Genomic DNA, 26171 nt, shown 5'->3' on the forward strand with positions numbered 1-26171 from the left:
AGGAGAACGCTATGCAACGCCTCGTCGACATCGCGCCCGCGCAAATCCCGCAGATCTGGGCGCTGTTAGGCCAGATCCCCGATCCGGAAGTGCCGGTGTTAACCATCACCGATTTAGGCATGGTGCGCAGCGTAAAGGCGCAGGGGGAAGGCTGGGTCATCGGCTTCACGCCCACCTACTCGGGCTGTCCGGCGACGGAGCACCTGCTGGGGGCGATCCGCGAGGCGATGACCGCGCACGGCTTTACTCCTGTGCACATTGTGCTCCAGCTTGAACCCGCCTGGACCACAGACTGGATGACCGCCGACGCGCGTGAGCGCCTGCGGGCGTACGGTATCAGTCCGCCGGTGGGGCATAGCTGTCACGCACACGCCCCAGCCGAGGTGAGCTGCCCGCGCTGCGCCAGCACCGACACCGCGCTTATCAGTGAATTTGGTTCGACGGCCTGCAAAGCGCTCTATCGCTGCAACACCTGCCGTGAGCCCTTCGACTATTTCAAATGTATTTGAGGCTGCCATGACAACGTTTCATTCATTAACAGTGGCAAAAGTGGAACCCGAAACCCGCGACGCGGTGACCATCACCTTTGCGGTGCCGCAGGCCCTGCAGGAGGCCTACCGCTTCCGTCCCGGCCAGCACCTGACGTTAAAAACGACGCTTGGCGGGGACGAGCTGCGCCGCTGCTACTCCATCTGCCGGAGTACCGCCCCGGGCGAAATCAGCGTGGCAGTCAAAGCCATCGACGGCGGGCGCTTCTCCCGCTATGCCCGGGATGAGATCAAAGCGGGCATGGCGCTGGAGGTGATGGTTCCTCAGGGTCAGTTTGGCTACCAGCCGCGGGCCGAACGCGAAGGCCACTATCTGGCAATTGCGGCAGGCTCCGGGATCACCCCGATGCTGGCGATTATCTCCGCGACGCTTGAGACCGAACCGAACAGCCATTTCACCCTGATCTACGGCAACCGCAGCAGCCAGAGCATGATGTTCCGCCAGGCGCTGGCGGACCTGAAGGACAAATACCCGCAGCGCCTGCAGCTGGTCTCCATCTTCAGCCAGGAACGGCTGGACAGCGATCTGCTCTTTGGACGCATCGACGGGGAAAAACTGCAGGCGCTCGCGAAAACCCTGATCAACTTCCGCCAGTATGACGAGGCCTTTATCTGCGGCCCGTCCGCAATGATGGACGACGCGGAAGCCACGCTGAAGGCGCTGGGGATGCCGGACAAATCCATTCACCTTGAGCGCTTTAACACCTCCGGAATCACCGTTAAGCGCGCGGCGCTCGTGCAGGCAGAAGGGCAGAAAGTGACCGTTCGCCAGGACGGGCGCGACCGTGAAATCACCCTGACGGCGGACGACGAAAGCATTCTGGATGCCGCCCTGCGTCAGGGAGCGGATCTGCCGTATGCCTGCAAGGGCGGCGTGTGCGCCACCTGTAAATGCAAAGTGCTGCGCGGGAAGGTGGACATGGCGACCAACTACAGTCTGGAGCCGGACGAGCTGGCCGCCGGGTATGTGCTGAGCTGCCAGTCTTTACCGTTAACCGCCGACGTGATCGTCGACTTCGACGCGAAGGGGATGGCATGAGCGAGCTGACTGTAACCCGTCATGGCCGCGTGCTGCAGCTGACGCTAAACCGTCCGGCAGCGCGCAACGCCCTCAATAACGCGCTGCTGACCCAGCTTGCTGAGCAGCTTGAGGCCGCGGCTTGTGACATCGAGATTTCCGTCTGCGTGATTTACGGCAGCGAGCGCTGCTTTGCCGCCGGGGCCGATCTCAACGAAATGGCGGAGAAAGACCTGCCTGCCACCCTGAACGATATTCGCCCGCAGCTGTGGGCGCGAATCAACGCTTTTCCTAAACCGCTGATCGCCGCCGTAAATGGCTTCGCGCTGGGCGCGGGCTGCGAGCTGGCGCTGCTGTGCGACGTGGTGATTGCCGGTGACAACGCCCGTTTCGGCCTGCCGGAAATCACGCTTGGCATCATGCCCGGCGCGGGCGGCACCCAGCGCCTTATCCGCAGCGTCGGTAAATCGCTGGCCAGCAAAATGGTGCTGACCGGCGAGAGCATTTCCGCCGGGCTGGCGCTGAACGCCGGGCTGGTGAGCGACGTTTTCCCGGCGGCGCTGACGCTGGAGTATGCCCTGAAGCAGGCGGCCCTGATGGCGCGCCACTCGCCGCTGGCGCTGCAGGCGGCCAAACAGGCGCTGCGCCAGTCCCAGGAGGTGCCGCTCCAGGCCGGTCTGGCCCAGGAGCGCCAGCTGTTTACGCTGCTTTCTGCCACCGAAGACCGCCGGGAAGGCATCAACGCCTTCCTACAAAAACGCACTCCCGACTTTAAAGGACGCTAATTGTGGAATTTATTCTCAGTCATGTAGAACAGGGCGTGATGACCCTTACGCTGAACCGTCCGGAGCGTCTGAACAGCTTTAACGACGTGATGCACCAGCAGCTGGCCGACTGCCTGAAACAGGCCGAGCGCGATGACACTATCCGCTGCCTGCTGATCACCGGGGCAGGACGCGGCTTCTGTGCCGGTCAGGACCTGAACGACCGCAACGTCGACCCCAACGGCCCGGCGCCGGATCTGGGCATGTCCGTCGAAACCTTCTACAACCCGCTGGTGCGCCGCCTGGCAAAGCTGCCGAAGCCGGTCATCTGTGCCGTTAACGGCGTGGCGGCGGGCGCGGGCGCCACGCTGGCGCTCGGGTGCGACATGGTGATTGCGGCGCGCTCCGCCAGCTTTGTGATGGCCTTCAGCAAGCTCGGTCTGGTGCCGGACTGCGGCGGCACCTGGCTGCTGCCGCGCGTGGCCGGACGCGCCCGCGCCATGGGGCTGGCTTTGCTCGGCGACAAGCTCAGCGCCGAACAGGCGCAGGCGTGGGGCATGATCTGGCAGGTGGTGGATGACGAGCAGCTCTCCACCACGGCACAGCAGATGGCCCTGCATTTTGCGTCGCAGCCGACCTTCGGCCTGGGGCTGATCAAGCAGGCGATCAATGCTTCGGAAATCAATACTCTGGACGCTCAGCTCGATCTCGAGCGCGACTATCAGCGCCTGGCCGGGCGCAGCGACGACTACCGCGAGGGCGTTAGCGCCTTCCTTGCGAAGCGCGCGCCGAACTTTACGGGGAAATAAGATGCTGAACATACGTACGGTCGCCGTGATCGGCAGCGGCACGATGGGTGCCGGGATTGCCGAAGTGGCGGCCAGCCACGGGCATCAGGTGCTGCTCTATGACATTTCCAGCGATGCGGTATCCCGCGCTATCGACGGGATCCGCCAGCGTCTGGCCTCCCGTGTGACGCGCGGAAAACTCTCCGCCGATGCCGGGAGCCAGACCCTTGCCCGGCTTGTTCCCGTCACGGAGATCGACGCGCTCTCCGCGGCCGATCTGGTGATTGAAGCGGCCTCCGAGCGGCTGGAGGTGAAAAAGGCGCTGTTTGCCCAGCTGGCTGAGATCTGCCCGCCGCAGACGGTGCTGACCAGCAATACCTCCTCCATCTCCGTCACGGCGATTGCGGCGGACGTCCACCACCCGGAGCGCGTCGCAGGGCTGCATTTCTTTAACCCGGCGCCGGTGATGAAGCTGGTGGAGGTGGTCAGCGGGCTGGGGACCTCCCCGGAAGTGGCCGACGCGCTGTGCGAGCTGGCGCTGAACTGGGGCAAACAGCCCGTTCGCTGCCAGTCAACGCCGGGGTTCATCGTCAACCGCGTCGCGCGTCCGTTTTATTCCGAAGCCTGGCGCGCGCTGGAAGAGCAGGTCGCCCCGCCTGAGGTGATTGATGCCGCCCTGCGCGACGGCGGCGGTTTCCCGATGGGGCCGCTGGAGCTGACCGACATGATTGGCCAGGACGTGAATTTTGCGGTGACCTGCTCGGTATTTAACGCCTTCTGGCAGGAGCGTCGTTTTCTGCCTTCGCTGGTCCAGCAGGAGCTGGTGCTGGCTGGAAGGCTGGGCAAGAAAAGCGGGAAGGGCGTGTACGACTGGCAGGGCGACAAACCTGACGTGCAGTGGGTTGAGTCGGTGAACGACAGCTATAGCCCGATGCGCGTGGAAAAAATACGTGACGGTGTCACAGAAATTGATGATGTGTACCTGATTGAAACGCAGGGAGAGACCGCGCAGGCGCTGGCGCTGCGGCTCAACGGCCCGGTAGTTGTGGTCGACCGGATTGAGCGTGACGTGGCGGTCATTGCCGCCGCCGCCAGCAACCCGCATACCGCGACGCAAAAAGCTATCCGCTACCTGCAGCAGCAGGGACACCGGGTGGTGCGAATTGCCGATTATCCCGGCCTGCTGATCTGGCGAACGCTGGCGATGATTGCCAACGAAGCGCTGGATGCCCTGCAAAAAGGGGTCGCCAGCGAGAAGGATATCGACACGGCCATGCGCCTGGGCGTGAACTACCCGAGCGGGCCGATCGCCTGGGGTGAGCGCCTGGGCTGGCAGCGCCTGCTGACGCTGCTGGAGAACCTGCAGCGTCATTACGGCGAAGAGCGCTATCGCCCCTGTTCACTGCTGCGCCAGCGCGCGCTTCTGGAGAGTAGCTATGAGTCATAACGCCTGGCATAACGCCCGCACCATGTACGAACGGGACGCCTGCGCGCAGGCGATGGGGATGGACATTGTCGAGATGGACGAGGGCTACGCGGTGGTAACCATGACCATCACCCCGCAGATGCTGAACGGCCACAAAACCTGCCACGGCGGGCAGCTGTTTTCGCTGGCGGACACTGCCTTTGCCTACGCCTGCAATAGTCAGGGGCTGGCGGCGGTGGCCTCCGGCTGCTCGATTGATTTCCTGCGTCCGGGCTTCGCCGGGGACACGCTCACCGCCACCGCGCGGGTGAAGCATCAGGGCAAGATGACCGGCGTGTACGACATTGAAATCCAGAACCAACAACAGAAAACCGTCGCCCTTTTTCGCGGAAAATCTCACCGCATCGGCGGCAGCGTGACAGGAGAGGCCTGATGCGTGACGCATTTATTTGTGATGGCGTTCGAACCCCGGTGGGCCGTTACGGCGGCGCGCTTTCCGCTGTTCGAACTGACGATCTCGGTGCCGTTCCGCTGCGCGCGCTGCTGGCCCGCTACCCGCAGCTCGATCTGGGGCGGATTGACGACGTGATTTTCGGCTGCGCCAACCAGGCGGGGGAAGATAACCGCAACGTGGCGCGCATGTCGTCGCTGCTGGCCGGGCTGCCGCAGACGGTATCCGGAACCACCATTAACCGCCTGTGCGGTTCCGGGCTGGACGCGATTGGTTTTGCCGCGCGCACCATTAAGGCGGGCGATGGCGAGCTGCTGATTGCGGGCGGCGTGGAGTCGATGTCGCGCGCGCCGTTTGTGATGGGCAAAGCCACCGCCGCGTTTCAGCGTCAGGCGGAGATCTTTGATACCACCATCGGCTGGCGATTTGTGAATCCGCTCATGCATCAGCAATTCGGAACTGACAGTATGCCGGAAACGGCAGAGAATGTAGCTGAATTGTTAAATATCAGCCGTGCCGATCAGGACGCGTTCGCCCTGCGCAGCCAGCAGCGTACCGCGCTGGCACAGCAGAACGGCATTCTGGCGCAGGAGATCGTGCCGGTGCAGGTGCCGGGTAAAAAAGGTGCGATCACAGCGTTCAGCGTGGATGAACATCCGCGCGCGGACACCACGCTTGAACAGCTTGCCGGGCTGAAAACGCCGTTCCGTAAGAACGGGGTGGTCACGGCGGGGAATGCCTCCGGGGTCAACGACGGCGCTGCGGCGCTGATCGTCGCCAGCGAGAAGATGGCGCTGGCGCAGGGGTTAGTCCCGCGCACGCGGATCGTGGCGATGGCGACGGCAGGCGTGGAGCCACGTCTGATGGGGCTCGGCCCGGTGCCGGCCACCCGCAGGGTGCTGGAGCGCGCCGGACTCAGTATTCACGATATGGACGTCATCGAGCTTAACGAAGCTTTCGCCGCGCAGGCGCTGGGCGTGCTGCGTCAGCTGGGCCTGCCGGACGATGCCGCGCACGTTAACCCGAACGGTGGCGCGATTGCGCTGGGCCACCCGCTGGGCATGAGCGGCGCCAGGCTGGCGCTGGCCGCGAGTAATGAACTGCACCGACGCGGCGGGCGCTACGCGCTGTGTACGATGTGCATCGGTGTGGGTCAGGGCATTGCCATGATCCTTGAGCGTGTTTGAGCATAAAAACAATGTGAGTACCCTACAATGACAAATACAACAAAGCTTGATCCGATTGAAACGGCCTCCCTTGACGAGTTACAGGCGCTGCAGACAGAGCGTCTGAAATGGACGCTGCATCACGCCTACAACAACGTGCCGATGTACAAACGCAAGTTTGACGCCGCGGGCGTTCACCCTGACGATTTCAAAGAGCTGGCGGATATCCGTAAATTCCCGTGCACCACCAAGCAGGACCTGCGGGATAACTATCCGTTCGATACCTTTGCCGTGCCGATGGAGCAGGTGGTGCGCATTCACGCGTCTTCCGGCACCACCGGCAAACCGACTGTTGTCGGCTACACGCAGGGCGACATTGATAACTGGGCCAACCTGGTGGCCCGCTCCCTGCGCGCGGCGGGCGGCAGCGCGAAGGACAAAATTCACGTGGCGTATGGCTACGGCCTGTTTACCGGCGGGCTGGGGGCGCACTACGGCGCAGAGCGTTTAGGCGCGACGGTGATCCCGATGTCCGGCGGCCAGACGGAGAAACAGGCGCAGCTGATCCGTGATTTCCAGCCGGACATGATCATGGTGACGCCATCCTACTGCCTCAACCTGATTGAGGAGCTGGAGCGCCAGATGGGCGGCGATGCCAGCGGCTGTTCCCTGCGCGTGGGCGTCTTCGGCGCCGAGCCGTGGACGCAGGCCATGCGCCGCGAAATTGAAAAACGCTTGGGCATTACGGCGCTGGACATCTATGGCCTCTCCGAGGTGATGGGCCCGGGCGTGGCGATGGAGTGTATCGAAACCGTCGACGGCCCGACCATCTGGGAAGATCATTTCTACCCTGAGATCGTCAACCCGAACGACGGCACGCCGCTGGATGACGGCCAGCAGGGCGAGCTGCTGTTCACCACGCTGACCAAAGAGGCGCTGCCGGTGATCCGCTACCGCACCCGCGACCTGACGCGCCTGCTCCCGGCCACCGCGCGCAGCATGCGCCGTATGGACCGGATCAGCGGCCGCAGCGACGATATGCTGATCATCCGCGGCGTCAACGTCTTCCCGTCGCAGCTGGAAGAGGAGATCGTGAAGTTCGAACATCTTTCGCCGCACTACCAGCTGGAGGTGAACCGTCGCGGACATCTTGATTCACTTTCCGTGAAGGTGGAGCTAAAAGAGAGCAGCCTCACGCTGACCCACGAGCAGCGTTGTCAGGTGTGCCACCAGCTGCGCCACCGCATTAAGTCGATGGTGGGGATTTCCACAGACGTCACGATCGTGAACTGCGGCAGCATCCCGCGCTCGGAGGGAAAAGCCTGCCGGGTGTTTGATTTGCGTAAAGCGGCGGCCAACGGTTAAGTTTCCTCTCACCCCGGCCCTCTTCCAAAGGGAGGGGGTTAGGGTGAAGGGCTATCCCAGAATCCTATGCTATGATTCATCCAGGACAAAAATAACAACAGAATGAATCACATGAATAAACTCGACGCCTTTATCCAGCACGCGGTCAGCTCCGTTCCCGTCAGCGGGACCTCGCTTATCTCCTCGTTATACGGTGACGCGCTTTCCCATCGCGGCGGTGAGATTTGGCTCGGCAGCCTGGCTGCCTTACTGGAAGGCATGGGGTTTGGCGAACGGTTCGTGCGTACCGCGCTGTTTCGCCTCAACAAAGAGGGCTGGCTGGACGTCTCGCGCATCGGACGACGTAGCTTTTACCGCCTGAGCGATAAGGGGCTGCGCCTGACGCGTCGCGCGGAGAATAAGATCTACCGCGCGGAACTGCCCGCCTGGGACGGAAAATGGCTATTGCTGCTCTCCGAGGGGCTGGATAAAACCACCCTGGCCGACGTTAAAAAGCAGCTGATCTGGCAGGGGTTTGGCACGCTGGCGCCGAGCCTGATGGCCTCGCCGTCGCAGCATCTTGCGGACGTGCAGTCCCTGCTTCACGATGCCGGCGTGGCGGAAAACGTGATTTTCTTTGAAGCCCACTCGCCGCTGGCGCTCTCCCGCGCCGCGCTGCGTTCACGCGTGGAAGAGTGCTGGCAGTTAACCGAGCAAAACGCGATGTACGAGTCGTTTATCAGCTCGTTCCGGCCGCTGCTGCCGCTGCTGAAAGAGGCCGCGCCCGAGGAGCTGACGCCGGAACGCTGCTTCCAGATCCAGCTGCTGCTGATTCACTTTTATCGTCGCGTGGTGCTGAAGGATCCGCTACTGCCGGAAGAGTTACTGCCCGCGCACTGGGCGGGGCAAAGCGCCCGACAGCTCTGCATAAATATCTATCAGCGTGTCGCGCCGGGAGCGCTGGCGTTTGTCAGCGAGAAGGGCGAAACCTCCGTCGGCGAACTGCCCGTGCCCGGCACGCTCTACTATCAGCGCTTTGGTGGTCTCACAAGCGCATAAGGAGGGAAGATGCCTGTTTATCAAATTGACGGCCTGACGCCGGTCGTGCCTGACGAGAGCTACGTTCACCCAACGGCGGTGCTGATTGGCGACGTGATTCTGGGCAAAGGCGTTTATGTCGGTCCTAATGCCAGCCTGCGCGGTGATTTTGGCCGTATCGTGGTGAAAGACGGGGCGAACATTCAGGATAATTGCGTGATGCACGGCTTCCCGGAGCAGGACACGGTGGTGGAAGAGGACGGGCATATCGGCCACAGCGCCATTCTTCACGGCTGCGTGATCCGCCGCAATGCGCTGGTGGGCATGAACGCGGTGGTGATGGACGGGGCGGTCATTGGTGAAAACAGCATCGTCGGCGCGGCTGCGTTCGTGAAGGCGAAAGCGGAGATGCCCGCCAACCATTTGATTATCGGCAGCCCGGCCAAAGCGATTCGCGAGCTGAGCGAGCAGGAGCTCGTCTGGAAGCAGCAGGGCACGCGGGAATACCAGGTGCTGGTGGAGCGCTGCAAGCTGACGATGCATCAGGTTGAACCGCTGCGCGAGGTTGAGCCTGAACGGAAGCGGCTGACGTTTGATGAGAATTTAAGGCCGAAGTCTGCGGTGTAGGACGGGAAGTCTGCGCCAGGGCACTAACGGGAAGATGTGACCCCGCCTCATCATGCTATAAATCCTCCGACATAGACTCATCACGATAAAGGACGCAGAGTTATGCTGAGAGGAAAACGCGCTGTTATCACGGGCGGCGGCGGGGGATTTGGTCAGGCGCTTTGCGTCTGGCTGGCGCGAGAGGGCGTTGACGTTGATTTTAGCGCCCGTCGCGAGGAGGATATAGAAAAAACTTGCGCCCTCATAGCGGCTGAAGGGTGGGTGGCAAGAGGGTATCTCTGTGATTTAGCCCAGCCGGAATCCGTTTCTCAGTTCTCTTCGCAAGTCTTACATTCAGACAGGCCAATCGATATTTTAATACTGAATGCTGCTCAGTGGCTGTCAGGAACAATGGACGAACAATCGAGCTCTGAAATCGTCAATACCGTCAGTTCAGGCCTGACAGGTTCAATCCTGCTCACCCAGACGCTGCTTTCAGGATTGCGACGCTCAGACGGCGCAGACATCATTGCGATTATATCCGCATGCGGTATTCCGAACTTTACAGATTCCATTGCCCATCCCGCTTTTTTTGCCAGTAAACACGGGCTAAGCGGCTTTCTAACGAAACTGTCAGCACACTTATCCAAAGAAAATATTCGGGTAACCGGGTTATATCCGCCTGATTTTGAACTGACCGGTTTAGATGCACATGTCGATCGTCAAACAAGAATGGGGGAGCGTCTGGTGAATGGACGGTCCATCTGGGAAACGATGCGTTTTGTGCTGACTCAGCCTCGAAGTTGCCATATTAGTACCATCTACTTTCAGGGGCCGACTCGTGAAGATCTGGCGCATCAGGCCTTAATCTGACTGCGGGCACTCACCGTAATTGCTGATAAACGCGTTCAGGCATCCCATTATTCGCAAAACGGTTGCCAGAGATACTAAGGCTGTCTTTTTTCGCCATATCCATCAACAGCGCGATGCCAATGTAATTACTCCAGTTAAAGGTATTTTGCAGCACCACCACCGCATTGCCTTTTTCTTTGTCATAACCGATAAAGCTGGAGTAGCCGCCGATATAGCCGACCTGATAGGTGATTTTTTCCAGACCGATAAAGTCGGTGGTCCAGGCAATACCCTGTACCCCGTCGGGGCGTTGAATATCGGTATTTCTGACTTCGGCAAAGACGCTGTCCAGCAAGGGATTGTGGGTCGTCGATACGTGATAGCGCGCATAGGCCGCCAGATCTTCGGCGTTGCTGTATAAGCTCGCTGCCGCCACCATGTTGTTGGAAAAATGCCAGTCCGGCGTGAGCTGTCCGCGCGGGATGAATTTCGGCTGATCGCCCGCGTGGCCGAGGGCGCGCTGCGGGTATCCTTTTAGCTGCTGTGGCGTAAAGCTGCTGTTAGCCATTTGCAGCGGATGGAAAATATAGCGCGAGGCTAAACTCTGGATATCTTCGCCTGTTTTGTGTTTCAGGATATAGCCGATCAGCGCGTAGCCGGTATTGGAGTATTGCGGCACTTTATTCTTTGGCGCTTGCCATTCGGCGAGGTAACGCAGCACGTTATCGCTATCCAGCTCGCCGTAGAAATTATCGCCCGTGCTTAAATAGCTGATGAATTTTCCAAGCATCGGAACATCCATATTCTGACGCGGCAGGCCGGAGGTGTGGGTTACCAGTTCAAGCAGGGTGATTTTTTGTGCATCCGCGCTAAGCGGCGTACCCGGCGGTAATAATGTTGCCAGGCTATCGTTCCAGTTCAGTTGCCCTTCATTGACCAGACAAGCCACTACTTCCGCCGTAATCCCTTTGCTGAGCGAGCCGAGTGCAAACAGGGTGTCGGGCCTGACCGGATAACGATTGACCGCATCGGTTACGCCCCAGGTGTAAAACTGCGGTGAGCCGTGATTATGAATGACCGCGACCGTCATTCCCGGAACGGATTTTTGCGCCATGTAGTGACGCACCACGCTGTCAACGTCGCCATCCAGCGAATCATGGGTGAGAAGTTCCTGAGTACCTTCCGGGGAGGACATTTGTGAAAGCGTGCCACAACCGCTGAGGAGTGGGAGAGTAAGCAGAAGCCAGCGAAATTTTTTTGTTATGTTCTGCATACCTGATAGCGAGTGTGGTGGTCATGGCGCGCCAGGAATGTATCACAAATAGCCTGCTTGAATGTAAACTTTCTACACGGTGACGGCCCTGCGGGTGGTCACCATGACTTTTCGGCCAGCTTTGAGGGATATTAGTATGACTCGCTTTTATCAACTTACCGCCACCCGTATGGATGGACAGCTTACCTCTATGGCCGACTATGCCGGAAAGGTGGTTTTGGTCGTGAATACCGCCAGCCAGTGTGGCTTCACGCCGCAATATGCTGGTCTTGAAGTGCTGTACAAGAAGTACGCCGATCGGGGGTTAGTGGTGCTGGGCTTCCCCTGCAACCAGTTCGGTAAACAGGAACCCGGCTGCGCCGACGAAATCTCGAAAACCTGTTACATCAACTACGGCGTGAGTTTCCCGATGTTCGAGAAGGTTGAGGTTAACGGTAGCGCAGCGCATCCGCTGTTTCGTTATCTGAAAAACGAATTACCCGGCGTGCTGGGTGAGCGAATTAAGTGGAACTTTACTAAGTTTCTTATCGGACGCGACGGTAAACCACTGAAGCGCTTTGCTCCGATGACTACCCCAGAGAAAATGGAGGGGGAGATTGTTGAGGCTTTGCGGAGTTAGGTGCTGTGGTGACTGGAGCATTCCACAAATCCAGTGCTAACGAAAATGAATTATATGGAAGCTGGCAACGGACGCCCCTCGATTGTGGAAGATCTTACTGCCTTTCCTTATGACTGCTTTGTGCCAGGAGCAGACGTTGAGGAGAAGATTATTTTGATGCGAAATATTTGCGTAATATTGTTTCTAATAGCGAAAAAACGACAGTCACTCTTTTGGGAGTAATCAACTGGTAAGGCCGATATAAATAAAATTGCCATTTCTCCTGTCGCAGTTCAGGCAGTGGGGGAACAAGTTGACCGCTTGCTAAGTACTCCCTACAGATAAAATCGCTGGATTGTACAACCGTTTTCCCGGCCAATGCAGCCTGAATCTCGGCGTATGGGTCTGTAGTATAAAACTCAATATGACGAGGGACAAAAGTATTCACTGCGTCACTCATAAACTCAAATGATTTTCCCGTCTCAGGATTAATTAAACCACTAAATGGATAACGCTGTCGAAGATCTTCTAAATCAGTTGGTGCTCCCAGGCGAACAATGAGTTCAGGGGACGCAACCAGAATATGTTCAACTTGCCCGATATTTTTAATTATAAAGTTTGGATTAGGTTCTCGCCCTACACGTATACCTATATCGATACGATGCTCGATAGTATCAAGTTTCATCATATCTAAACGCCAGTCGATAAATAACTCAGGATATGGACGTAGAGCAGTCAAAAGTTCATACAAGATTTGTTCATGATTTGGAAATCGAAGTAATGTGATACGAACAATACCCTTCATTTCATTATCATCTTTCGCTGCCTGAAATAGCTTTTCAGAATCTTCCAGCAAGCGCTTCGCTTGGGGTAAAAATAACTCACCGAAACTGGTGAGAAAGATCGAGCGAGTATTGCGTTTGAAAAGAGGTTCACCAAGCTGTTTCTCCAACTCAGCGACTGTTCGGGTTACTACTGATGGTGAAACCGACAGCTTTATGGCTGCTTCGCGGAAGTTCAGGGTTTCAGAGGCAATGATAAAAAACTTTAGAGCATCAAGTTTGTTCATGATTGTTGTGAAAATTGCAATAATGTATTTTGATAATAGCAATTAATTTGCAACTATTCCAGTCATATAATCGAACAATCAAATAAGCAACCTCTCTTACTTTTCAGAATTCAAAAGAGTAAATTATGTCAATTCAACCAGTAGAGTTAAACAAAGCCTATCGTTTATTGCAGCTCGGGCCAACGACGATGATATCGGCTAAAAATAATGGTATTGAAAATGTCATGGCAGCTGCCTGGGTGGGATTAGTAGGCAATAACAAAGTGATGGCTTTTATAGGTCCACAGGCATTTACACGCGGCCTTGTCGAAAAAAGTGGATATTACGTTGTCCAGGTCCCAGTAGTAAATCAGATGGAAATGGTTTTATATGCAGGCGGTCACAGTTATTCTGACACACCCGAAAAAAACAATAAAATCCCACTTTTTTATCAGAAAGAGTTTGATCTGCCTTTAGTTGTAGGTTGCGCTGGCTGGCTAGTCTGTAAGGTTATACCCAATGAAGAAAATGAAAAGCAGCACAACTTGTTCATGGGGGAAATTGTCGGAGCATGGAGTGATGACCGCGTTTTCAGGAATGGGCACTGGATTTTTGATGATGCGTCTGATGAACTACGTACTGTCCATTACGTAGCTGGCGGACAGTTTTACGCCATTGGCAAAGGTACAAAATTTAATTATGGTCCGGGAAAAGACTAATCCTTACTTCTGTATAAATGTAGCCATATAAAATGGCTACATAGAGGTAAGAGCACCAAAATCAACCCACTAAAGATGTCCGCTCTTCGCTCAAAGCAGACATTATCCTCATCCAAGTCTGCATCGCGCCAGGATAAAACCCATTACCCCCGCAGCCACGGCGTAATCGTCAGCCCGGTAAGCAAACCTTCCGGGCTGAGCAGGCGAGTGACGGTTTGCCCCCACGGCTCTATACGGTTAGCCACCAGCAACCGATAGCCTTTTTCGCTCAGAACGCGGGTAGCCGAGTCCAGATCCTGTACCTCGTACTCAATCCATCCCTGTGGTATCGGGTGCTCCGTGGGCCACTGTTCTTCTCCAAAACAGGACGCAGCCGCCTGTGCGAGCGGCCAGACGGCAAAATGCTTCACGCCTTCCAGCTGGCCCTCTTCAGTGAGCAGATATTCGCTGTTCCCCTCCATCGGCCTCAGCGGAAGGCCGAGTGTCTGGACATAAAACGCGGCGCTGGACTCCGTATCCCGCGATATGGGCCCGAACCCGGCGACGAACAAGACATTAATACCCGGTAACGTTTGCAACATATCCACTCCTGAATGAGGTGAAATTCACCCTGAAATTATCTCACGATCGGCTGAAATACGACTCTCAATTCTGGTATCGCATTCACCGTGCCTGAACGTCCACGACGGGTTTAAAATTCAGCGCGATGACGATCAGCAGCACGACTCCTGCACTCATGATTAACCATGCGCTGGTCAGCGAGACCGAACTGTCGCGAACGATCCCTGCAATTAACGGCATAAGCGCGGCAATCATATATCCACCTCCCTGAACTTTAGACAGTAACTTCCCGGCCTGCGCGGGCGTTCGCGCATGATCGAACGTGACGATAAGCGACAGCGGGAAGAGGGCGCCGATCCCAGTGCCAAGCAGCAGCGTGGATAAGACGGGCGTTGTACCCGGCGAAAAGACCAGGCACAGTAATCCCGCCAGCAGCAGCAACAATACGGCGATCAGCGGCACGCGGCGATCGGGGAATTTACCAATCAGCGCGGAGACGACAAACCCGGCGACAACCTCGGTTAACGTCAGCCAGGCCAGCATGTAGCCGCTGCTGCGTGCGGTCCATCCCGCCTGAATATAGAGCGGGGGCAGCCAGGCCAGTACCAGCATATAGGCTCCCGTTCCCACGCCGAAAAAGAGCAACAGTAGTGCCGTACGGGAGGACGAGAGCGTAACGGTTTCGCGTGCTGGTTTTTCCCCCTGAGGATGCTTAACCAGAGTTAACCACATTATCAACGCCAGCAGCGCTAACAGTCCTGCCATAGCCAGTGCGGGCTTGAGCGTGAGCCATGAAAACAGCGGCTCGGCGCTGGCGGCGGCGACTGCAGCTCCGGCCATAATGCCCGTGCTGAATAGCGACATAATCGTGCTGGCAGTTTGCGTATACTCCTTTTTTATCAGGGCAGGCATTAACGCCTGGATAGTGCCTATGCTGGCCCCGCCGAGTAACGCGGTGCACATAAGACTCTCCGGTGAGGCGCTAAAACCGCGTAATAAGCAGGCTACCAGCAGGATGAACAGCCCGAACATAATTCCCCGTACGGCTCCGACTGTGGCCAAAAGCCAGGGACCACACAGGGCAGCCAGTCCCATCATCGCCACCGGCAGGGTGGTCAGCAGGCTAAATTGCGTCGCGGTCAGCCCCGCTTCGCGCTGCAGCACGGAGTACAGTGGTCCAACCGAGGCCAGAATGGGGCGAAGGTTCAGCCCGACGATAAAAGCGATAATGGCGAAGAGTAATGGCGATGTGCGTTTCAACATGGAATCCTTTTCGGGTGTGAATGGCCCGGGCAAATCGCTGCGAGCATTTATCTTAACGTTAAGATAAAATGTGTTTTTGCGTAAGATGTACCGCACAACAGGATAAATTCCCACGCCATCAGGGGTGAAAATGAAAGACCATGTAGACTTCGTTGTCGGCCAGTGGAGCAGCGCCATGCCGGAGCTGGACGCCTCGTCGATGAAAATTTTTGGCCGAATGCTCCGGCTGATGAAGCATCTTGGAAAAGAATGGGCGGAGGCGATGGCGCAGTTTGGCTTTCGCGAGGGCGAGTTTGACGTCCTCGCCACGCTGCGTCGCGCCGGGGAGCCGTACTGCCTTTCGCCCACGCAGCTGTATACATCGCTGTTGATCACCTCAGGGGCGATAACGAACCGGCTCAACCGTCTTGAACAACAAGGGCTTATCAGGCGGATTGCCGATCCCGATGACAAGCGCAGCTCGCTCGTCAGCCTGACGCCGCACGGGCAGGCTCTTATCGAACAGGCGCTGGTCGTGCACACGGAAACGCAGAATGCGCTACTGAGCAACTTGTCGAACGCGCAGCGCGCGCAGCTAGAGTCCCTGCTCAGGGAGCTGCTGCTGACGTTCCCGTCTGAGGAATTGGGCGACAAGTCACCGTGTGCCGATAATACAAAAACTGCATGATTACACCTTACAGAAAGGGAACGTATGTCTTTACCGCCACTGTATGCGCTGCGCGCGTTTGAAGTTGCCGCACGGCTGAACTCCTTCAGCAAAGCGGCTGAAGCCCTGAATATCACGCCGGGTGCGGTCAGCAGGCATGTCCAGACGCTTGAAATGTGGTTCGACTGCGAGCTGTTTAAACGACAGGGACCGAGAGTGGAGGTCAGCGACGCCGGGCGTATTCTGGCCGGTCAGCTTAGCGAAAGTTTCTCGAATATTGAGTGGGCCTGTCGCGCATTCAAAAGTGAAAACCACCTTCTGCGACTCAAAGCGCCAAGCTCCCTGACGATGCGATGGCTTCTGAATGTGCTTAAATCCTTTCGCGAGAACCATGCGAAGCCGAAAATCGAAATTGCCAGCGTCTGGATGGACTTCGACACGGTTGACTTCAGCCGGGAACCTTACGATTGTGCGATCCTCCTCGGTAACGGCTATTTCGGCGAGTCAACGGAGAGCCGGCTGCTGTTCAGCGAATGGCTTATTCCGGTTTGTACGCCGTCTTTGCTGGAGCCTGCCCGGCATCAGCTTGCCCAGTGCGAGCTTATCCATCCCTCACCGGACCGACGAGACTGGCGACGCTGGCTTAAAAGGACGGGCTTATTCCCCGGACTCGACATGAGCGGCGGGATCGTGTTCGACACCCTGGAGCAGGGAAGCCTTGCGGCCATGCACGGACATGGTGTTGCTATAGCCGATCTTCGACTCACGCTGGAAGCCCTGAAAAGCGGGCTGCTCGCATTGCCCTTCAGGGAAGCCATCGCAACCGGTGACGGCTACTATCTTGTCTGGCCCAAAAATTCGCTCAGAGGAGAGAGCATTGAACGGTTGCTGGCCTGGCTTAACCTTAATGCGCCTGTGGTGCCTTCTTTGGATATCGTCTGTCTTGATTTCAATGAAAAGCGGGTTTAATAAATAGCGGAATATTATTGCGAGATATTCCGCATATTGAACGTATTTATGCGTAGGGGATATTTGCCATCTTTTTATATCTATCCGGCAGGGCGCTGTTCAGGTTGAGTAATTTATCCAGTATATAAAGCGCAGGCGTTCCCTTTGCGCGTTCAGCTTCGATCAGCGCAGAGCGCAACAGATTGGCAGCCGATGTCATTTCACGGAAGTACTCCTCAGATTCAGCCGTCTGAACTTCGCCTGACGCGGCGTAATGCACCCTTGGCCAGTCCGCAAAGTCAAGCAACGGAAGGAGACCATCTTCTTTGGGCAAATGCGCTGAAAGCAACTCTTCAGCGTTACCCGGATTGCTTTGGGCGAAAGACAGAAGATGCAGTCGATGCAAGAAAGGCGAAAGCGCTTCTGAACTTTCTTTTTCTGCTGAAAGTAATGTTATTAACTCATGCATATTTGCATCGCCGCTAAATTTACGCGGCGAGATAATATTTATTACAGGGAATAAAACATCGAGAGTCATAGGTGCTCCATACAAGCTTAGTAATATTTTTTTTATCCCAGGGATGAGGGGATGGTATTCAGGGCAATCACTTTTTAAAAACGATAAATAGTGGGAATCAATGTGAGTTTTACTCAACCTCGAATGTTGACACATCACGCTATACTTACGTTCTGTAACCAAACGAGTAGCTGAGGATGGTATGGCTGGCGAAAACCTGTCCAGAATGGGGGCAGCAAAAGTCCAATTGATTGCAGATCAACATGGCAACCAGGTAATAGAAAAATGCCCCGTTAGTGATGTTGAATACGGCTTTTATGAACATGCGGCGGAACCACTCATTGGCGTTGTTGAATCCCCTCGACTGTTGCACGCAGATACCCATCGACGCAGCCTGACGCTCGAATACGTTCCTCATAAGATCTCCCAGGAAGAGGTTGCAGGGGACGACATACTGAAACGACTTTCGCGCCTTCACGATTATCCTGCCGAACCGGGATGGATTTATCACAGCCATACCTGGTCTGAGTCAGCGCTTGAGAAATCCTTATCTCTTTTGGAATTACCCGTCCGCGCCGAGCAGCAGATGCGATGTTTTCAGCAGGCGGGCAGCGTTTTGTTTAGTCAGGAAGGTTTAATTTCTGGTGATACCAATGCGGGCAACTGGGGCAGAAGAGAAAACGGCGATGCGGTGCTCTTCGACTGGGAAAGGTTCGGCACAGGCAGCCCGGCCATTGACCTTGCTCCTCTGGTGAAGGGGATGGGCTCAAAACATAGCATTTCACAGCTTGCCGAGCGCTACTGTGTTTTTGCCACGCATTCGGCCACAGGCAGGTTAGCCAGAGAGATTGCTCTCGCTAAAGCATGGATTGTGACTGAAGTCGTATTACTTCTGCACGAAAGGAAAAAAAGTGATTTTCATCGCTACCTGAGCTGGTACAGAGAACATCTCCCCGGCTGGCTGGATGAGTCCATCACACTGCTTTGAGCACGATATAACAGAGCATGCGAAAACGTTGCAGCGTTTTGTTTCACAAACGCCATAGCTCATCGGCTTTTGAGGATGGTATAACGTCCTGCGGCAATCGGGTTGCCGTCCGCTGATCCCATCCACAAAGGTGTATATGAAACAAATTACTTTCAGTGACCTGCAGCAGCAAAGCGAGCAGGCGGCTAATTCCCCTCGCTTACGCGCGCATCGCAATTTACATCCTGAGCTTAGCGACCCGGTGCAGCGCCTGGCCATTGCAATGGAGCCCGGCACCTATGTTCGTCCCCATCGCCATCCGCACACCTTTGAACTGCTGACGGCGCTGAGCGGTCGCTTTCTGGTGTTGAACTTTGATGACAGCGGTAGCGTGACCCGGCGTGTCGTATTAGGCGAAGAGTGCAAGGTGCTGGAGATGGATGCCGGTACCTGGCATGCCGTTCTGTCGCTGGATAAAGGCGGCGTCATTTTTGAGGTTAAGCACGGGGGGTATCAACCCGTGCCCGAGCACGATACCGCCCCATGGTCACCTCCAGAAAACGAGCCCGGCACCGGGAAGCTGATGAAATGGTACGCACAGGCACAGGTGGGTGATGGTGGGTTTACCCTGTAATTATTCTCTTATGTGCCCGGCGCGCGGAAAGGCGAGCCGGGTAAAGAGATAAGCGATCACCTGAGTCAACTCACAGTACTAAAAAGCCAGTCACGAGCAGTCGACAGCGTCACAAACGGGCCTGACAGAGTGCTGTTGTGATGGGCGATAATATCGCTGGCGGATAAACAGTCATTATCCATTGTGGTATGCGCATCTGAAATCAATACCGTCCTGAAACCCAGCTCCGGTGCGGCACGGCAGGTGGTGTCGACACAAAATTCTGTTTTCATCCCGGCAATGACCAGCTGTTTGATGCCTCTCTGATTAAGTTCACGCAGCAATTTGGTATCCCGAAAACAGCTGGGATAGCGCTTGGTGAAAACAACGTCCTGCTTCTTCACGTCCAGTTCAGGTATCAGCTGTGTTAACGGCCCCTTTTCTGAGAAGGGGGAGTCGTCCGGCCCAATATGGCGGGCAAAAAAGACGGGCGCCTGAGCGTGTCGCGCGTTGGTGATTAACAGACGGATATTGGCCAGAACGGCATCGGCGGAACTGGGGGAAACTGGGCCCCGAAAGAGATTTCCCCGTCCATGTCGGCGGGGATTGAGGTTCTGTTTGTCAGTCGTTCACTACAGATACGCTCGCACCGCCGAATGTTCCGGTGGTGGTGAGGGTGGTTGTTGGCTGAACTGACTGATACATGCAATGACCTTTGTTTATTTCGCTGTTAGCGTAACTATCGCGTACAGTTATAGCGTTGGTAAGAGATTCTCTTCAATACACCAACATCAGTAGGTGCAACATTAGCGTTGCGCCTGGCTGATATTATTTAATACTGTCGAGCCCTTTCAGGAAATCCTCAACCTGTTCAGGCGTCGCCGTGTCTGCCTGGTAAAGGATATCGAGCTTGACGTTCTTCAACCCGCAGAAGCCAAACACGCCTTCGATAATCTGCGTCTGAATCGCCGTCGAATAGCCGTGTTTATCAAATCCGGTCAGATCGCTACCGCCAGAGGCAATCATGCGGACGGGAACATCCCGTAAGTTGCCCACAATCCGGCCGTCTTCGGCCACCTTATACGCCCAGTTCAGGGTTAACACGCGATCGAACCAGCCTTTCAACAGCGCGGGAACCGACCACCAGTACACCGGGAAGACGAATACCAGCATATCCGCGCGCTCGACGCGCTGCTGCTCGCGCAGAATATCATCGGGGAGGGCGCTCGGATCGCCGTGATACAAATCGAGATCGGCGCGGGTCATCGACGGATTAAACCCTTCAGCATGCAGATCGGCGATCTCAGCCTGCGTACCTTCCTCGCGTAATTTCCCGGCAATACGGGCTGCCAGCGTATGGGATAACGAATTGTCGATCGGGTGTGCCGTCACGATCAGCGCGTTTTTAATGGCATGTGTAGCAGACATAATGACCTCCAGATGGGGGAGAAGTAACGCCTATATTACTATTAGTAACTTAGGTGTCAATCCGCCCCCGGCGATCATTTTGTGCTATTCGCGTAGGTCTCCAGCACCCCGGTCATAGCGCCGCTGAGCGTATCTTCCGCCACGTTCCGGGCGAGCACGCCGTTGCCCGCCGCGGTGCTGAGCGCCTCCGCCGCGCCAATAATGGCCGTCAGTACCGCTTCCCCCTGAACGCCTTTTAAGACGATAAAAGGGGAAAGCGCGGTGCGCAGGCAGTCGGCACATTCGGCCACGCATGCTTCCCGAAACGTCTGCAGCGCGCGAGAACCGGACAGCGCCGCGGCGATTGGCCCGGTTTCAGGCCCGGCGGCAATCGCACAGTCGATATAGGCCGCGCTGAAAAAACGGATCGTCTTCTCCAGCGTTTTGCTGTCGACCGCCAGCGTCTCGCGGAATTTCGCGAGCTGCCGATCGCTATAATCCTTGTACAGCGCCATCAGCAACCCTTCACGATCGCCAAAATGGTCGTAGGGGATAGGTTTGGTCACGTTGGCCCGCTCGGCCAGGTAGCCAAGCGTCAGCGCCTCCGTGCCTTGCTGACGCACGATCCCTCGCGCAACCTCCAGCAGCTGCACGCGGCGATCCTCTTTTCTTAAGCGCTTAACAACCATGTTTTCCTCAGAAGTGTTATCTACTCATGGTAGTTTACACGTTTTCAGCAACGTGCTGCACGCGTTGTTCCGCGGGGCGGATCCGGAACCAGATCGCATACATCGCGGGCAGGAAGACGAGCGTAATAATCGTCCCGCCCAGCGTTCCACCGATCAGCGTCCAGGCCAGCGTGCCCCAGAATACCGAATGCGTCAGGGGAATGAACGCCAGCACGGCCGCCATGGCGGTCAGTAAGACCGGGCGTGCGCGCTGGACAGTCGCTTCAACCACCGCCTGGAACGGCTCAAGGCCGTCCTTCTGGTTATGATCGATTTGACCGATCAGGATCAGCGTATTGCGCATCAGAATGCCGGAAAGGGCGATCAGACCGACCAGCGCGTTAATGCCAAACGGCTGATTAAATATCAGCAGGGTCGGCACGACGCCAATCAGCCCCAGCGGCGCGGTTAAGAACACCATCACCATCGCGGAGAGTGAGCGCACCTGCAAAATGATGATCAGCAGCGTCAGGGCTATCATGATCGGGAACAGCGGTAACATCGCCTGCGTCGCTTTGCCCGATTCCTCAATCGAACCCGCCATGTCAATACGGTATCCGGCCGGCAGCGCATCAACGATCGGCTGGAGCTGCTTCATGATGGCGACCGACACGTCCGGTGGCTGAAGATTGTCGGCAATATCGCCCCGCACGGTAATTGTCGGGGTGCGATCGCGACGGCGAAGGACCGGGTCTTCCATGCCGACCTCTATCTTGCCAATTTGAGACAGCGGCACGCGCTGTCCCGCATTGCCGACCAGGGTAAAGCCTTCGATTTTTGCCGGGTCAAGACGGATATCGCCCGCCGCGCGGGCAACGACGTCTACCGATCGAATATCTTCCCGCACGGAGGTGACAGGCACGCCTGAAAGCAGAAACTGAAGCTGATCGGCAACGGCGCTGGAGGTTAAGCCGGTCGCCTGGAGGCGGTTTTGATCGAGAGTGAAATGCAGGACGGGAACGCGTGACCCCCAGTCGGTGTTGACGGTTCGCATCATCGGGCTTGCCTGGAGTACGGCTTTCACCTGTTCGACGATGTCCTGCACCTGTTTGACATCCGGGCCCGACACGCGCCAGGCAACCGGGAAGGGCGAGTAGGGGCCAAACACCAGCTGCGTCACCCGCACGCGGGCTTCGGGCGCAAGACCGCTGGCGACGGCCTCCCTGAGCCTGAACTTAAGCGCCTCGCGTGACGTCTCGCTGTCCGTCAGGATCACGATTTTTGCAAAAGAGGGATCGGGCAGTTCAGGCGCCATTGCCAGATAAAAACGGGGCGACCCCTGACCAATATAGGCCGTGACGATTTTGGCTTCCGGCTGCTGGCCCAGCCACGCTTCTATTTTTGCGGTGGCGGCGCTGGTTTGCGCAATCGAGGTGCCGTAGGGCATCTGTACTTCAACCAGCACTTCCGGGCGATCGGAGGTCGGGAAAAACTGTTTTTTTACCAGCCCCATGCCGAGCACGGCCAGAATGAAAATGGCAACCACGGAGCCGGCCACGCGCCACTTTCTGGCGATAACGCGGCCAAGCAGCTGGCGAAAACGGTTATAGCGGGGCGTGTTATAGATGGCGGCATGACCCCCTTCTACTTTGGGGATCGCCGGCAGGATCTTCACCCCAAGATAGGGCGTGAACACCACCGCGACAAACCACGATGCAATCAGGGCGAGGCCGACAATCCAGAACATATTGCTGGTGTATTCCCCGGCGGTCGACTGGGCAAACCCATTCGGCATAAAGCCAATCGCCGTCACCAGGGTTCCGGCCAGCATGGGCGCGGCGGTATGGCTCCAGGCGTAGGCTGAGGCTTTGATTCTGTCGTAACCTTCCTCCATCTTCACCACCATCATTTCGATGGCGATAATGGCATCATCAACCAGCAGGCCGAGGGCGAGTATCAGGGAGCCCAGCGTGACGCGGTCAAAGTTTATTCCCGCGGCCTCCATCACCACGAAGACGACCGCCAGCGTCAGCGGGACCGCCGCCGCAACGACTACCCCCACGCGCCAGCCCATGCTGACAAAACAAACCACCATGACCACAAGCAGTGCGACAAAGAATTTGATCATGAACTCATCGACCGAGGAGCGGATATTCACGGACTGGTCGGTGACTTTGGTCAGGGTCATGCCAAGCGGCAGGCTATCGTTGATTTTCGCCGTTTCCGCATCCAGCGCTTTACCCAGCGCCAGGCCGTTCCAGCCCTCACGCATGACAACGCCCAGCAGCAGGGCGGGTTCATGCTGATTGCGTATCAGCATCGTCGGGGGATCTTCATAGCCTCGCTCAACCGTTGCCACATCGGACAGCGTGAGCGTTTTGCCCTGAGCGACTAAAGGCGTATCGCGGATTTTCTGCAGTTCATCGAACGCGCCGTCCAGGCGGATAAAAATCTGCGCGCCCCGGGTCTCAATGGCGCCCGCCGCGGCCAGCGCGTTCTGGCCGTTGAGGGCGCTGAAAATATCCTGCGGTGAGAGCCCTATCGTCGCCAGACGGTCGTGGGAGAAAGAGATGTAAATCCGCTCGGCCTGTTCACCAATAATGTTAACTTTCTTCACGCCGGGAACGTGCAGAAGCTGCTGGCGCAGGCCTTCGGCATCGCGTACCAGCTGCCGCTGCGGTTCGCCTTTCGCTTTCAACGCAAAGAGGGCAAAGGTGACATCCGAGAATTCGTCATTGATCATCGGGCCGATGACGCTCGCCGGGAGACGCTGGGATTCATCTCCAAGCTTCTTACGCGCCTGATAGAACTCCTCCTGCACTTCGGCAGGCGGGGTCTTGTCCTGCAGTGACAGGGTGATATACGCCATGCCGGGACGGGTATAGGTTTCGGTACGGTCATACCATTTGAGTTCCTGCAGGCGCTTTTCCAGCGGCTCCGCGACCTGATCCTGGATCTCCTGCGCGGTCGCACCCGGCCAGACGGTTATCACCGTCATTTGCTTCACCGTGAAGGGCGGATCTTCCGCGCGGCCGAGCCCAAAGAAGGCGTAAATTCCGGCAATCGTCACCAGAACGATCAGAAACAGCGTGATGGAACGTTCGCGGACGGCCAGCGCGGACAGGTTGAAGCGGCTTCCGCTCATGGCGTGTTCTCCGCCAGGGCGTTATTGCGTTGTTTCGCGAGCCTGACGACCTCACCTTCGTGCAGAAGATGTGCGCCTAGCGCAACAATCTTCTCACCGGGCTTCACGCCGCCCGTGACCTGCGCCGCATCTTCACCCACGCTCAGCACCCTGACGGGCGTCCATGCGACCTTTGCCGGCTGGGCGGAAATGCGCCAGACGCCGGGACCTTTTCCTGCATCATAGAGTGAAGCCAGCGGGACCTGCATGACCTGACCTTCCGCTTTATTGTCCTGAATGTTCAGCGTAACGGTCGCCCCCAGCGGCGCGTTCGCCAGCAGGCCATCCAGCACGTAGCGGGCTTCATACGTGCGGGTCGCGGCATCGGCCGAGTCAGACAGCAGGCGCAGCGTTGCGGTGACCGGGTGTTTTTCATTGCCATAAAGCGTGGCCTGCGCTTCGCTGCCGACGGCAGGGCGCAATGTTTCCGGAAGCTGCACGAGCGCTTCACGCTGTCCCGCTCTGGCGAGCCTGATCGTCACCTGTCCGGCACTGACGACCTGACCCGGCTCGGCGAGCGTCTCCATGACCACGCCGTCTGAATCCGCCAGCAGGACGGCATATCCCGTGGCGTTTTGCGCCACGTTGGCCTGCGCGCGGGCGGCGCTGAGATCGGCCCTGGCCGTATCGGCTGCCGCTTTGATCTGGTCATACTCCGAGGCAGAAACGGCGCCGGACGCCACAAGTCCGCGATAGCGCGCCTCATCGCTGGTGGCTTTTCTCGCCCGCGCCTGGGCCGCATCCACCGCGCGCTGCTGCGCCTGAGCCTGTAATTTCAGGTCAACCGGATCCAGGCGCAGCAAGGGCTGACCCTGTTTGACGGTCTGGCCCGTATCAACCAGTCGCTCAAGGATTTTGCCCTGAACTCTGAAACCTAAATCGCTTTGCGTTCTTGCGACCACCACGCCCGTGAAGGTGCGGGCGCTATTGTTCGCAAGCTCGACGGATGCGGATCGGACAAGCGGTAGCTTTGTACGCGGATCGTCACTTGCGGAAATATCGCCGCATGCCACCAGGGCAAACGGCAGGAGACAAACGGCAACGCGGGCTGAAGTGAGCCTGAGCATGGGAAACCTTTTCGACGTAACAGGACGGTTTCCGCATTCTCTGACTAGTGACCAAAAATGTCAATGGTCACAAATTAGGGGGCAAGGCTTCTTAAAATGAGTGAAGAGAGAAGCACCGCCGCGGTGGGAGCCATTTCGAGATTGTACTGCAGCTGAACGGGATTAATAAAAGGACACATCACCATGTGGATAGCCTGAGTGACCTCATCCAGCGGCGTTTTTCTTTCAAACTCTCCGGCCTGCCTGCCTTCGATAATGATGCTCTCAATCAGCTTCATCAGGCTTTCTGCATACCGTTCTGTCGACGGCCACTGCTCGCGCGCGGCGACGGCGGCGATGTCGTAAAGCTTACGATCGTGGAAAAACAGCTCGCTTCCGGCCTCGGTGAGCGCCTTAAAAAGACGGCGGAGTTTTTCGCTGGCTGACGGCGCATCCTCAATGGCGGAAAGCACGGCCGACATGATCAGCTCCAGGCGGTTAGCGCAAATCACTTCGCCGATAGCCTGCTTGGAATCGAAGAACTTATAAATGTAGGATTTTGAAAAACCGATAGATTTCGCCAGCTCGGCGACGGTGGTTTTTTCATAGCCGTAATGGCCGAAGTGCTCAAAGGCCGCTTCGACGATTTGCTCTCTGACAGAATGGTCAAGTGGACCACGTATTGATGGGGCGTTCATAGTTTTAGTCATTA

The 26171-nt window shown here is 57.0% G+C and carries 27 protein-coding genes and 1 pseudogene; 17 read left to right on the forward strand and 11 right to left on the reverse strand.

Annotated features, from left to right (window positions below; all coding sequences use genetic code 11):
• Window positions 1-11 precede the first annotated feature (11 nt).
• The 11 genes from paaD to FOY93_RS10575 all read left to right on the forward strand — a co-directional run bounded on the left by paaD (window position 12) and on the right by FOY93_RS10575 (window position 10022).
• Window positions 12-509 carry a 1,2-phenylacetyl-CoA epoxidase subunit PaaD gene (gene paaD, locus FOY93_RS10525; protein WP_133294326.1) on the forward strand — a complete coding sequence of 166 codons (498 nt, stop codon included), beginning with the start codon at window positions 12-14 and terminating at the stop codon, window positions 507-509.
• 7 nt (window positions 510-516) lie between these two features.
• Window positions 517-1587: a 1,2-phenylacetyl-CoA epoxidase subunit PaaE gene (gene paaE, locus FOY93_RS10530; RefSeq protein WP_143345050.1), complete on the forward strand. Its 1071-nt coding sequence runs from the start codon at window positions 517-519 to the stop codon at window positions 1585-1587.
• The gene (gene paaF / locus FOY93_RS10535; RefSeq protein WP_143345051.1) at window positions 1584-2351 is read left to right on the forward strand and encodes a 2,3-dehydroadipyl-CoA hydratase PaaF; all 768 of its coding nucleotides are present in this window, start codon (window positions 1584-1586) and stop codon (window positions 2349-2351) included. Before paaE ends, paaF begins: the two co-directional genes overlap by 4 nt.
• Entirely contained in the window at window positions 2351-3139 is a 789-nt protein-coding gene (gene paaG / locus FOY93_RS10540) for a 2-(1,2-epoxy-1,2-dihydrophenyl)acetyl-CoA isomerase PaaG (RefSeq protein WP_143345052.1), read from the forward strand. Before paaF ends, paaG begins: the two co-directional genes overlap by 1 nt.
• A gap of 1 nt (window position 3140) precedes the next feature.
• Window positions 3141-4565 carry a 3-hydroxyacyl-CoA dehydrogenase PaaH gene (paaH, locus tag FOY93_RS10545; RefSeq protein WP_143345053.1) on the forward strand — a complete coding sequence of 475 codons (1425 nt, stop codon included), beginning with the start codon at window positions 3141-3143 and terminating at the stop codon, window positions 4563-4565.
• The gene (paaI, locus tag FOY93_RS10550; protein ID WP_143345054.1) at window positions 4555-4977 is read left to right on the forward strand and encodes a hydroxyphenylacetyl-CoA thioesterase PaaI; all 423 of its coding nucleotides are present in this window, start codon (window positions 4555-4557) and stop codon (window positions 4975-4977) included. The genes paaH and paaI overlap by 11 nt, the downstream gene beginning before the upstream one ends.
• On the forward strand, window positions 4977-6182 hold the full coding sequence (gene pcaF / locus FOY93_RS10555; RefSeq protein WP_143345055.1) for a 3-oxoadipyl-CoA thiolase: 1206 nt from the start codon (window positions 4977-4979) through the stop codon (window positions 6180-6182). The genes paaI and pcaF overlap by 1 nt, the downstream gene beginning before the upstream one ends.
• 27 nt (window positions 6183-6209) lie before the next feature.
• Window positions 6210-7526 carry a phenylacetate--CoA ligase PaaK gene (gene paaK / locus FOY93_RS10560; RefSeq protein ID WP_136194799.1) on the forward strand — a complete coding sequence of 439 codons (1317 nt, stop codon included), beginning with the start codon at window positions 6210-6212 and terminating at the stop codon, window positions 7524-7526.
• A gap of 102 nt (window positions 7527-7628) precedes the next feature.
• Complete coding sequence (gene paaX, locus FOY93_RS10565; protein WP_028016008.1) at window positions 7629-8564, forward strand: phenylacetic acid degradation operon negative regulatory protein PaaX; 936 nt, start codon at window positions 7629-7631, stop codon at window positions 8562-8564.
• A 9-nt stretch (window positions 8565-8573) separates the two neighbouring features.
• Entirely contained in the window at window positions 8574-9170 is a 597-nt protein-coding gene (gene paaY / locus FOY93_RS10570) for a phenylacetic acid degradation protein PaaY (RefSeq protein ID WP_143345056.1), read from the forward strand.
• Window positions 9171-9272: 102 nt separating this feature from the next.
• On the forward strand, window positions 9273-10022 hold the full coding sequence (locus FOY93_RS10575; RefSeq protein ID WP_143345057.1) for an SDR family oxidoreductase: 750 nt from the start codon (window positions 9273-9275) through the stop codon (window positions 10020-10022).
• Between the two features lie 10 nt (window positions 10023-10032).
• Here the strand turns inward: FOY93_RS10575 and FOY93_RS10580 are convergent, their stop codons facing one another.
• Window positions 10033-11274 (reverse strand): serine hydrolase domain-containing protein, encoded by a 1242-nt coding sequence (locus tag FOY93_RS10580; RefSeq protein WP_232057386.1) that lies wholly within the window; start codon window positions 11272-11274, stop codon window positions 10033-10035.
• Window positions 11275-11410: 136 nt separating this feature from the next.
• On the opposite strand from FOY93_RS10580, the gene FOY93_RS10585 reads away from it, so the two are divergent.
• The gene (locus FOY93_RS10585; protein ID WP_143345058.1) at window positions 11411-11893 is read left to right on the forward strand and encodes a glutathione peroxidase; all 483 of its coding nucleotides are present in this window, start codon (window positions 11411-11413) and stop codon (window positions 11891-11893) included.
• Window positions 11894-12041: 148 nt separating this feature from the next.
• Here FOY93_RS10585 and FOY93_RS10590 read toward each other — a convergent pair whose 3' ends face one another.
• On the reverse strand, window positions 12042-12941 hold the full coding sequence (locus FOY93_RS10590) for a LysR family transcriptional regulator (protein ID WP_143345059.1): 900 nt from the start codon (window positions 12939-12941) through the stop codon (window positions 12042-12044).
• Window positions 12942-13066: 125 nt separating this feature from the next.
• Here FOY93_RS10590 and FOY93_RS10595 point away from each other — a divergent pair, with 125 nt between their 5' ends.
• The gene (locus tag FOY93_RS10595; protein ID WP_133294336.1) at window positions 13067-13639 is read left to right on the forward strand and encodes a flavin reductase family protein; all 573 of its coding nucleotides are present in this window, start codon (window positions 13067-13069) and stop codon (window positions 13637-13639) included.
• Between the two features lie 143 nt (window positions 13640-13782).
• Here the strand turns inward: FOY93_RS10595 and FOY93_RS10600 are convergent, their stop codons facing one another.
• Window positions 13783-14220, reverse strand: a complete 438-nt coding sequence (locus FOY93_RS10600) for a VOC family protein (protein WP_143345060.1) — start codon at window positions 14218-14220, stop codon at window positions 13783-13785.
• A gap of 82 nt (window positions 14221-14302) precedes the next feature.
• On the reverse strand, window positions 14303-15463 hold the full coding sequence (locus FOY93_RS10605; protein WP_143345061.1) for an MFS transporter: 1161 nt from the start codon (window positions 15461-15463) through the stop codon (window positions 14303-14305).
• Window positions 15464-15593: 130 nt separating this feature from the next.
• Here FOY93_RS10605 and FOY93_RS10610 point away from each other — a divergent pair, with 130 nt between their 5' ends.
• Both FOY93_RS10610 and FOY93_RS10615 read left to right on the forward strand, forming a co-directional pair.
• Window positions 15594-16130 carry a MarR family winged helix-turn-helix transcriptional regulator gene (locus FOY93_RS10610; protein WP_143345062.1) on the forward strand — a complete coding sequence of 179 codons (537 nt, stop codon included), beginning with the start codon at window positions 15594-15596 and terminating at the stop codon, window positions 16128-16130.
• 24 nt (window positions 16131-16154) lie between these two features.
• Complete coding sequence (locus FOY93_RS10615; protein ID WP_136194806.1) at window positions 16155-17078, forward strand: LysR substrate-binding domain-containing protein; 924 nt, start codon at window positions 16155-16157, stop codon at window positions 17076-17078.
• Between the two features lie 46 nt (window positions 17079-17124).
• On the opposite strand, the gene FOY93_RS10620 is transcribed toward FOY93_RS10615, so the two are convergent.
• The gene (locus FOY93_RS10620; protein WP_136194807.1) at window positions 17125-17595 is read right to left on the reverse strand and encodes a hypothetical protein; all 471 of its coding nucleotides are present in this window, start codon (window positions 17593-17595) and stop codon (window positions 17125-17127) included.
• Window positions 17596-17776: 181 nt separating this feature from the next.
• On the opposite strand from FOY93_RS10620, the gene FOY93_RS10625 reads away from it, so the two are divergent.
• Both FOY93_RS10625 and FOY93_RS10630 read left to right on the forward strand, forming a co-directional pair.
• Window positions 17777-18562, forward strand: a complete 786-nt coding sequence (locus FOY93_RS10625) for a phosphotransferase family protein (RefSeq protein WP_136194808.1) — start codon at window positions 17777-17779, stop codon at window positions 18560-18562.
• A 136-nt stretch (window positions 18563-18698) separates the two neighbouring features.
• Entirely contained in the window at window positions 18699-19175 is a 477-nt protein-coding gene (locus tag FOY93_RS10630; RefSeq protein ID WP_136194809.1) for a WbuC family cupin fold metalloprotein, read from the forward strand.
• Between the two features lie 65 nt (window positions 19176-19240).
• Here FOY93_RS10630 and FOY93_RS10635 read toward each other — a convergent pair.
• From FOY93_RS10635 to FOY93_RS10660, 6 genes and pseudogenes are all read right to left on the reverse strand, one after another.
• Window positions 19241-19735, reverse strand: a pseudogene (locus FOY93_RS10635) (isochorismatase family protein); the annotation flags it as partial.
• Between the two features lie 247 nt (window positions 19736-19982).
• Entirely contained in the window at window positions 19983-20582 is a 600-nt protein-coding gene (locus FOY93_RS10640) for an NAD(P)H-dependent oxidoreductase (RefSeq protein ID WP_143345063.1), read from the reverse strand.
• 74 nt (window positions 20583-20656) lie between these two features.
• The gene (locus tag FOY93_RS10645; protein WP_111964699.1) at window positions 20657-21250 is read right to left on the reverse strand and encodes a TetR/AcrR family transcriptional regulator; all 594 of its coding nucleotides are present in this window, start codon (window positions 21248-21250) and stop codon (window positions 20657-20659) included.
• Window positions 21251-21284: 34 nt separating this feature from the next.
• Window positions 21285-24374 carry an efflux RND transporter permease subunit gene (locus FOY93_RS10650; RefSeq protein ID WP_143345064.1) on the reverse strand — a complete coding sequence of 1030 codons (3090 nt, stop codon included), beginning with the start codon at window positions 24372-24374 and terminating at the stop codon, window positions 21285-21287.
• Window positions 24371-25480 carry an efflux RND transporter periplasmic adaptor subunit gene (locus FOY93_RS10655; protein WP_136194812.1) on the reverse strand — a complete coding sequence of 370 codons (1110 nt, stop codon included), beginning with the start codon at window positions 25478-25480 and terminating at the stop codon, window positions 24371-24373. The genes FOY93_RS10650 and FOY93_RS10655 overlap by 4 nt, the downstream gene beginning before the upstream one ends.
• A gap of 74 nt (window positions 25481-25554) precedes the next feature.
• Complete coding sequence (locus FOY93_RS10660) at window positions 25555-26169, reverse strand: TetR/AcrR family transcriptional regulator (RefSeq protein ID WP_136194813.1); 615 nt, start codon at window positions 26167-26169, stop codon at window positions 25555-25557.
• Between the last annotated feature and the right edge of the window lie 2 nt (window positions 26170-26171).

The sequence above is a fragment of the Enterobacter sp. 18A13 genome (genome assembly GCF_007035975.1).
GTDB lineage: Bacteria > Pseudomonadota > Gammaproteobacteria > Enterobacterales > Enterobacteriaceae > Enterobacter > Enterobacter vonholyi.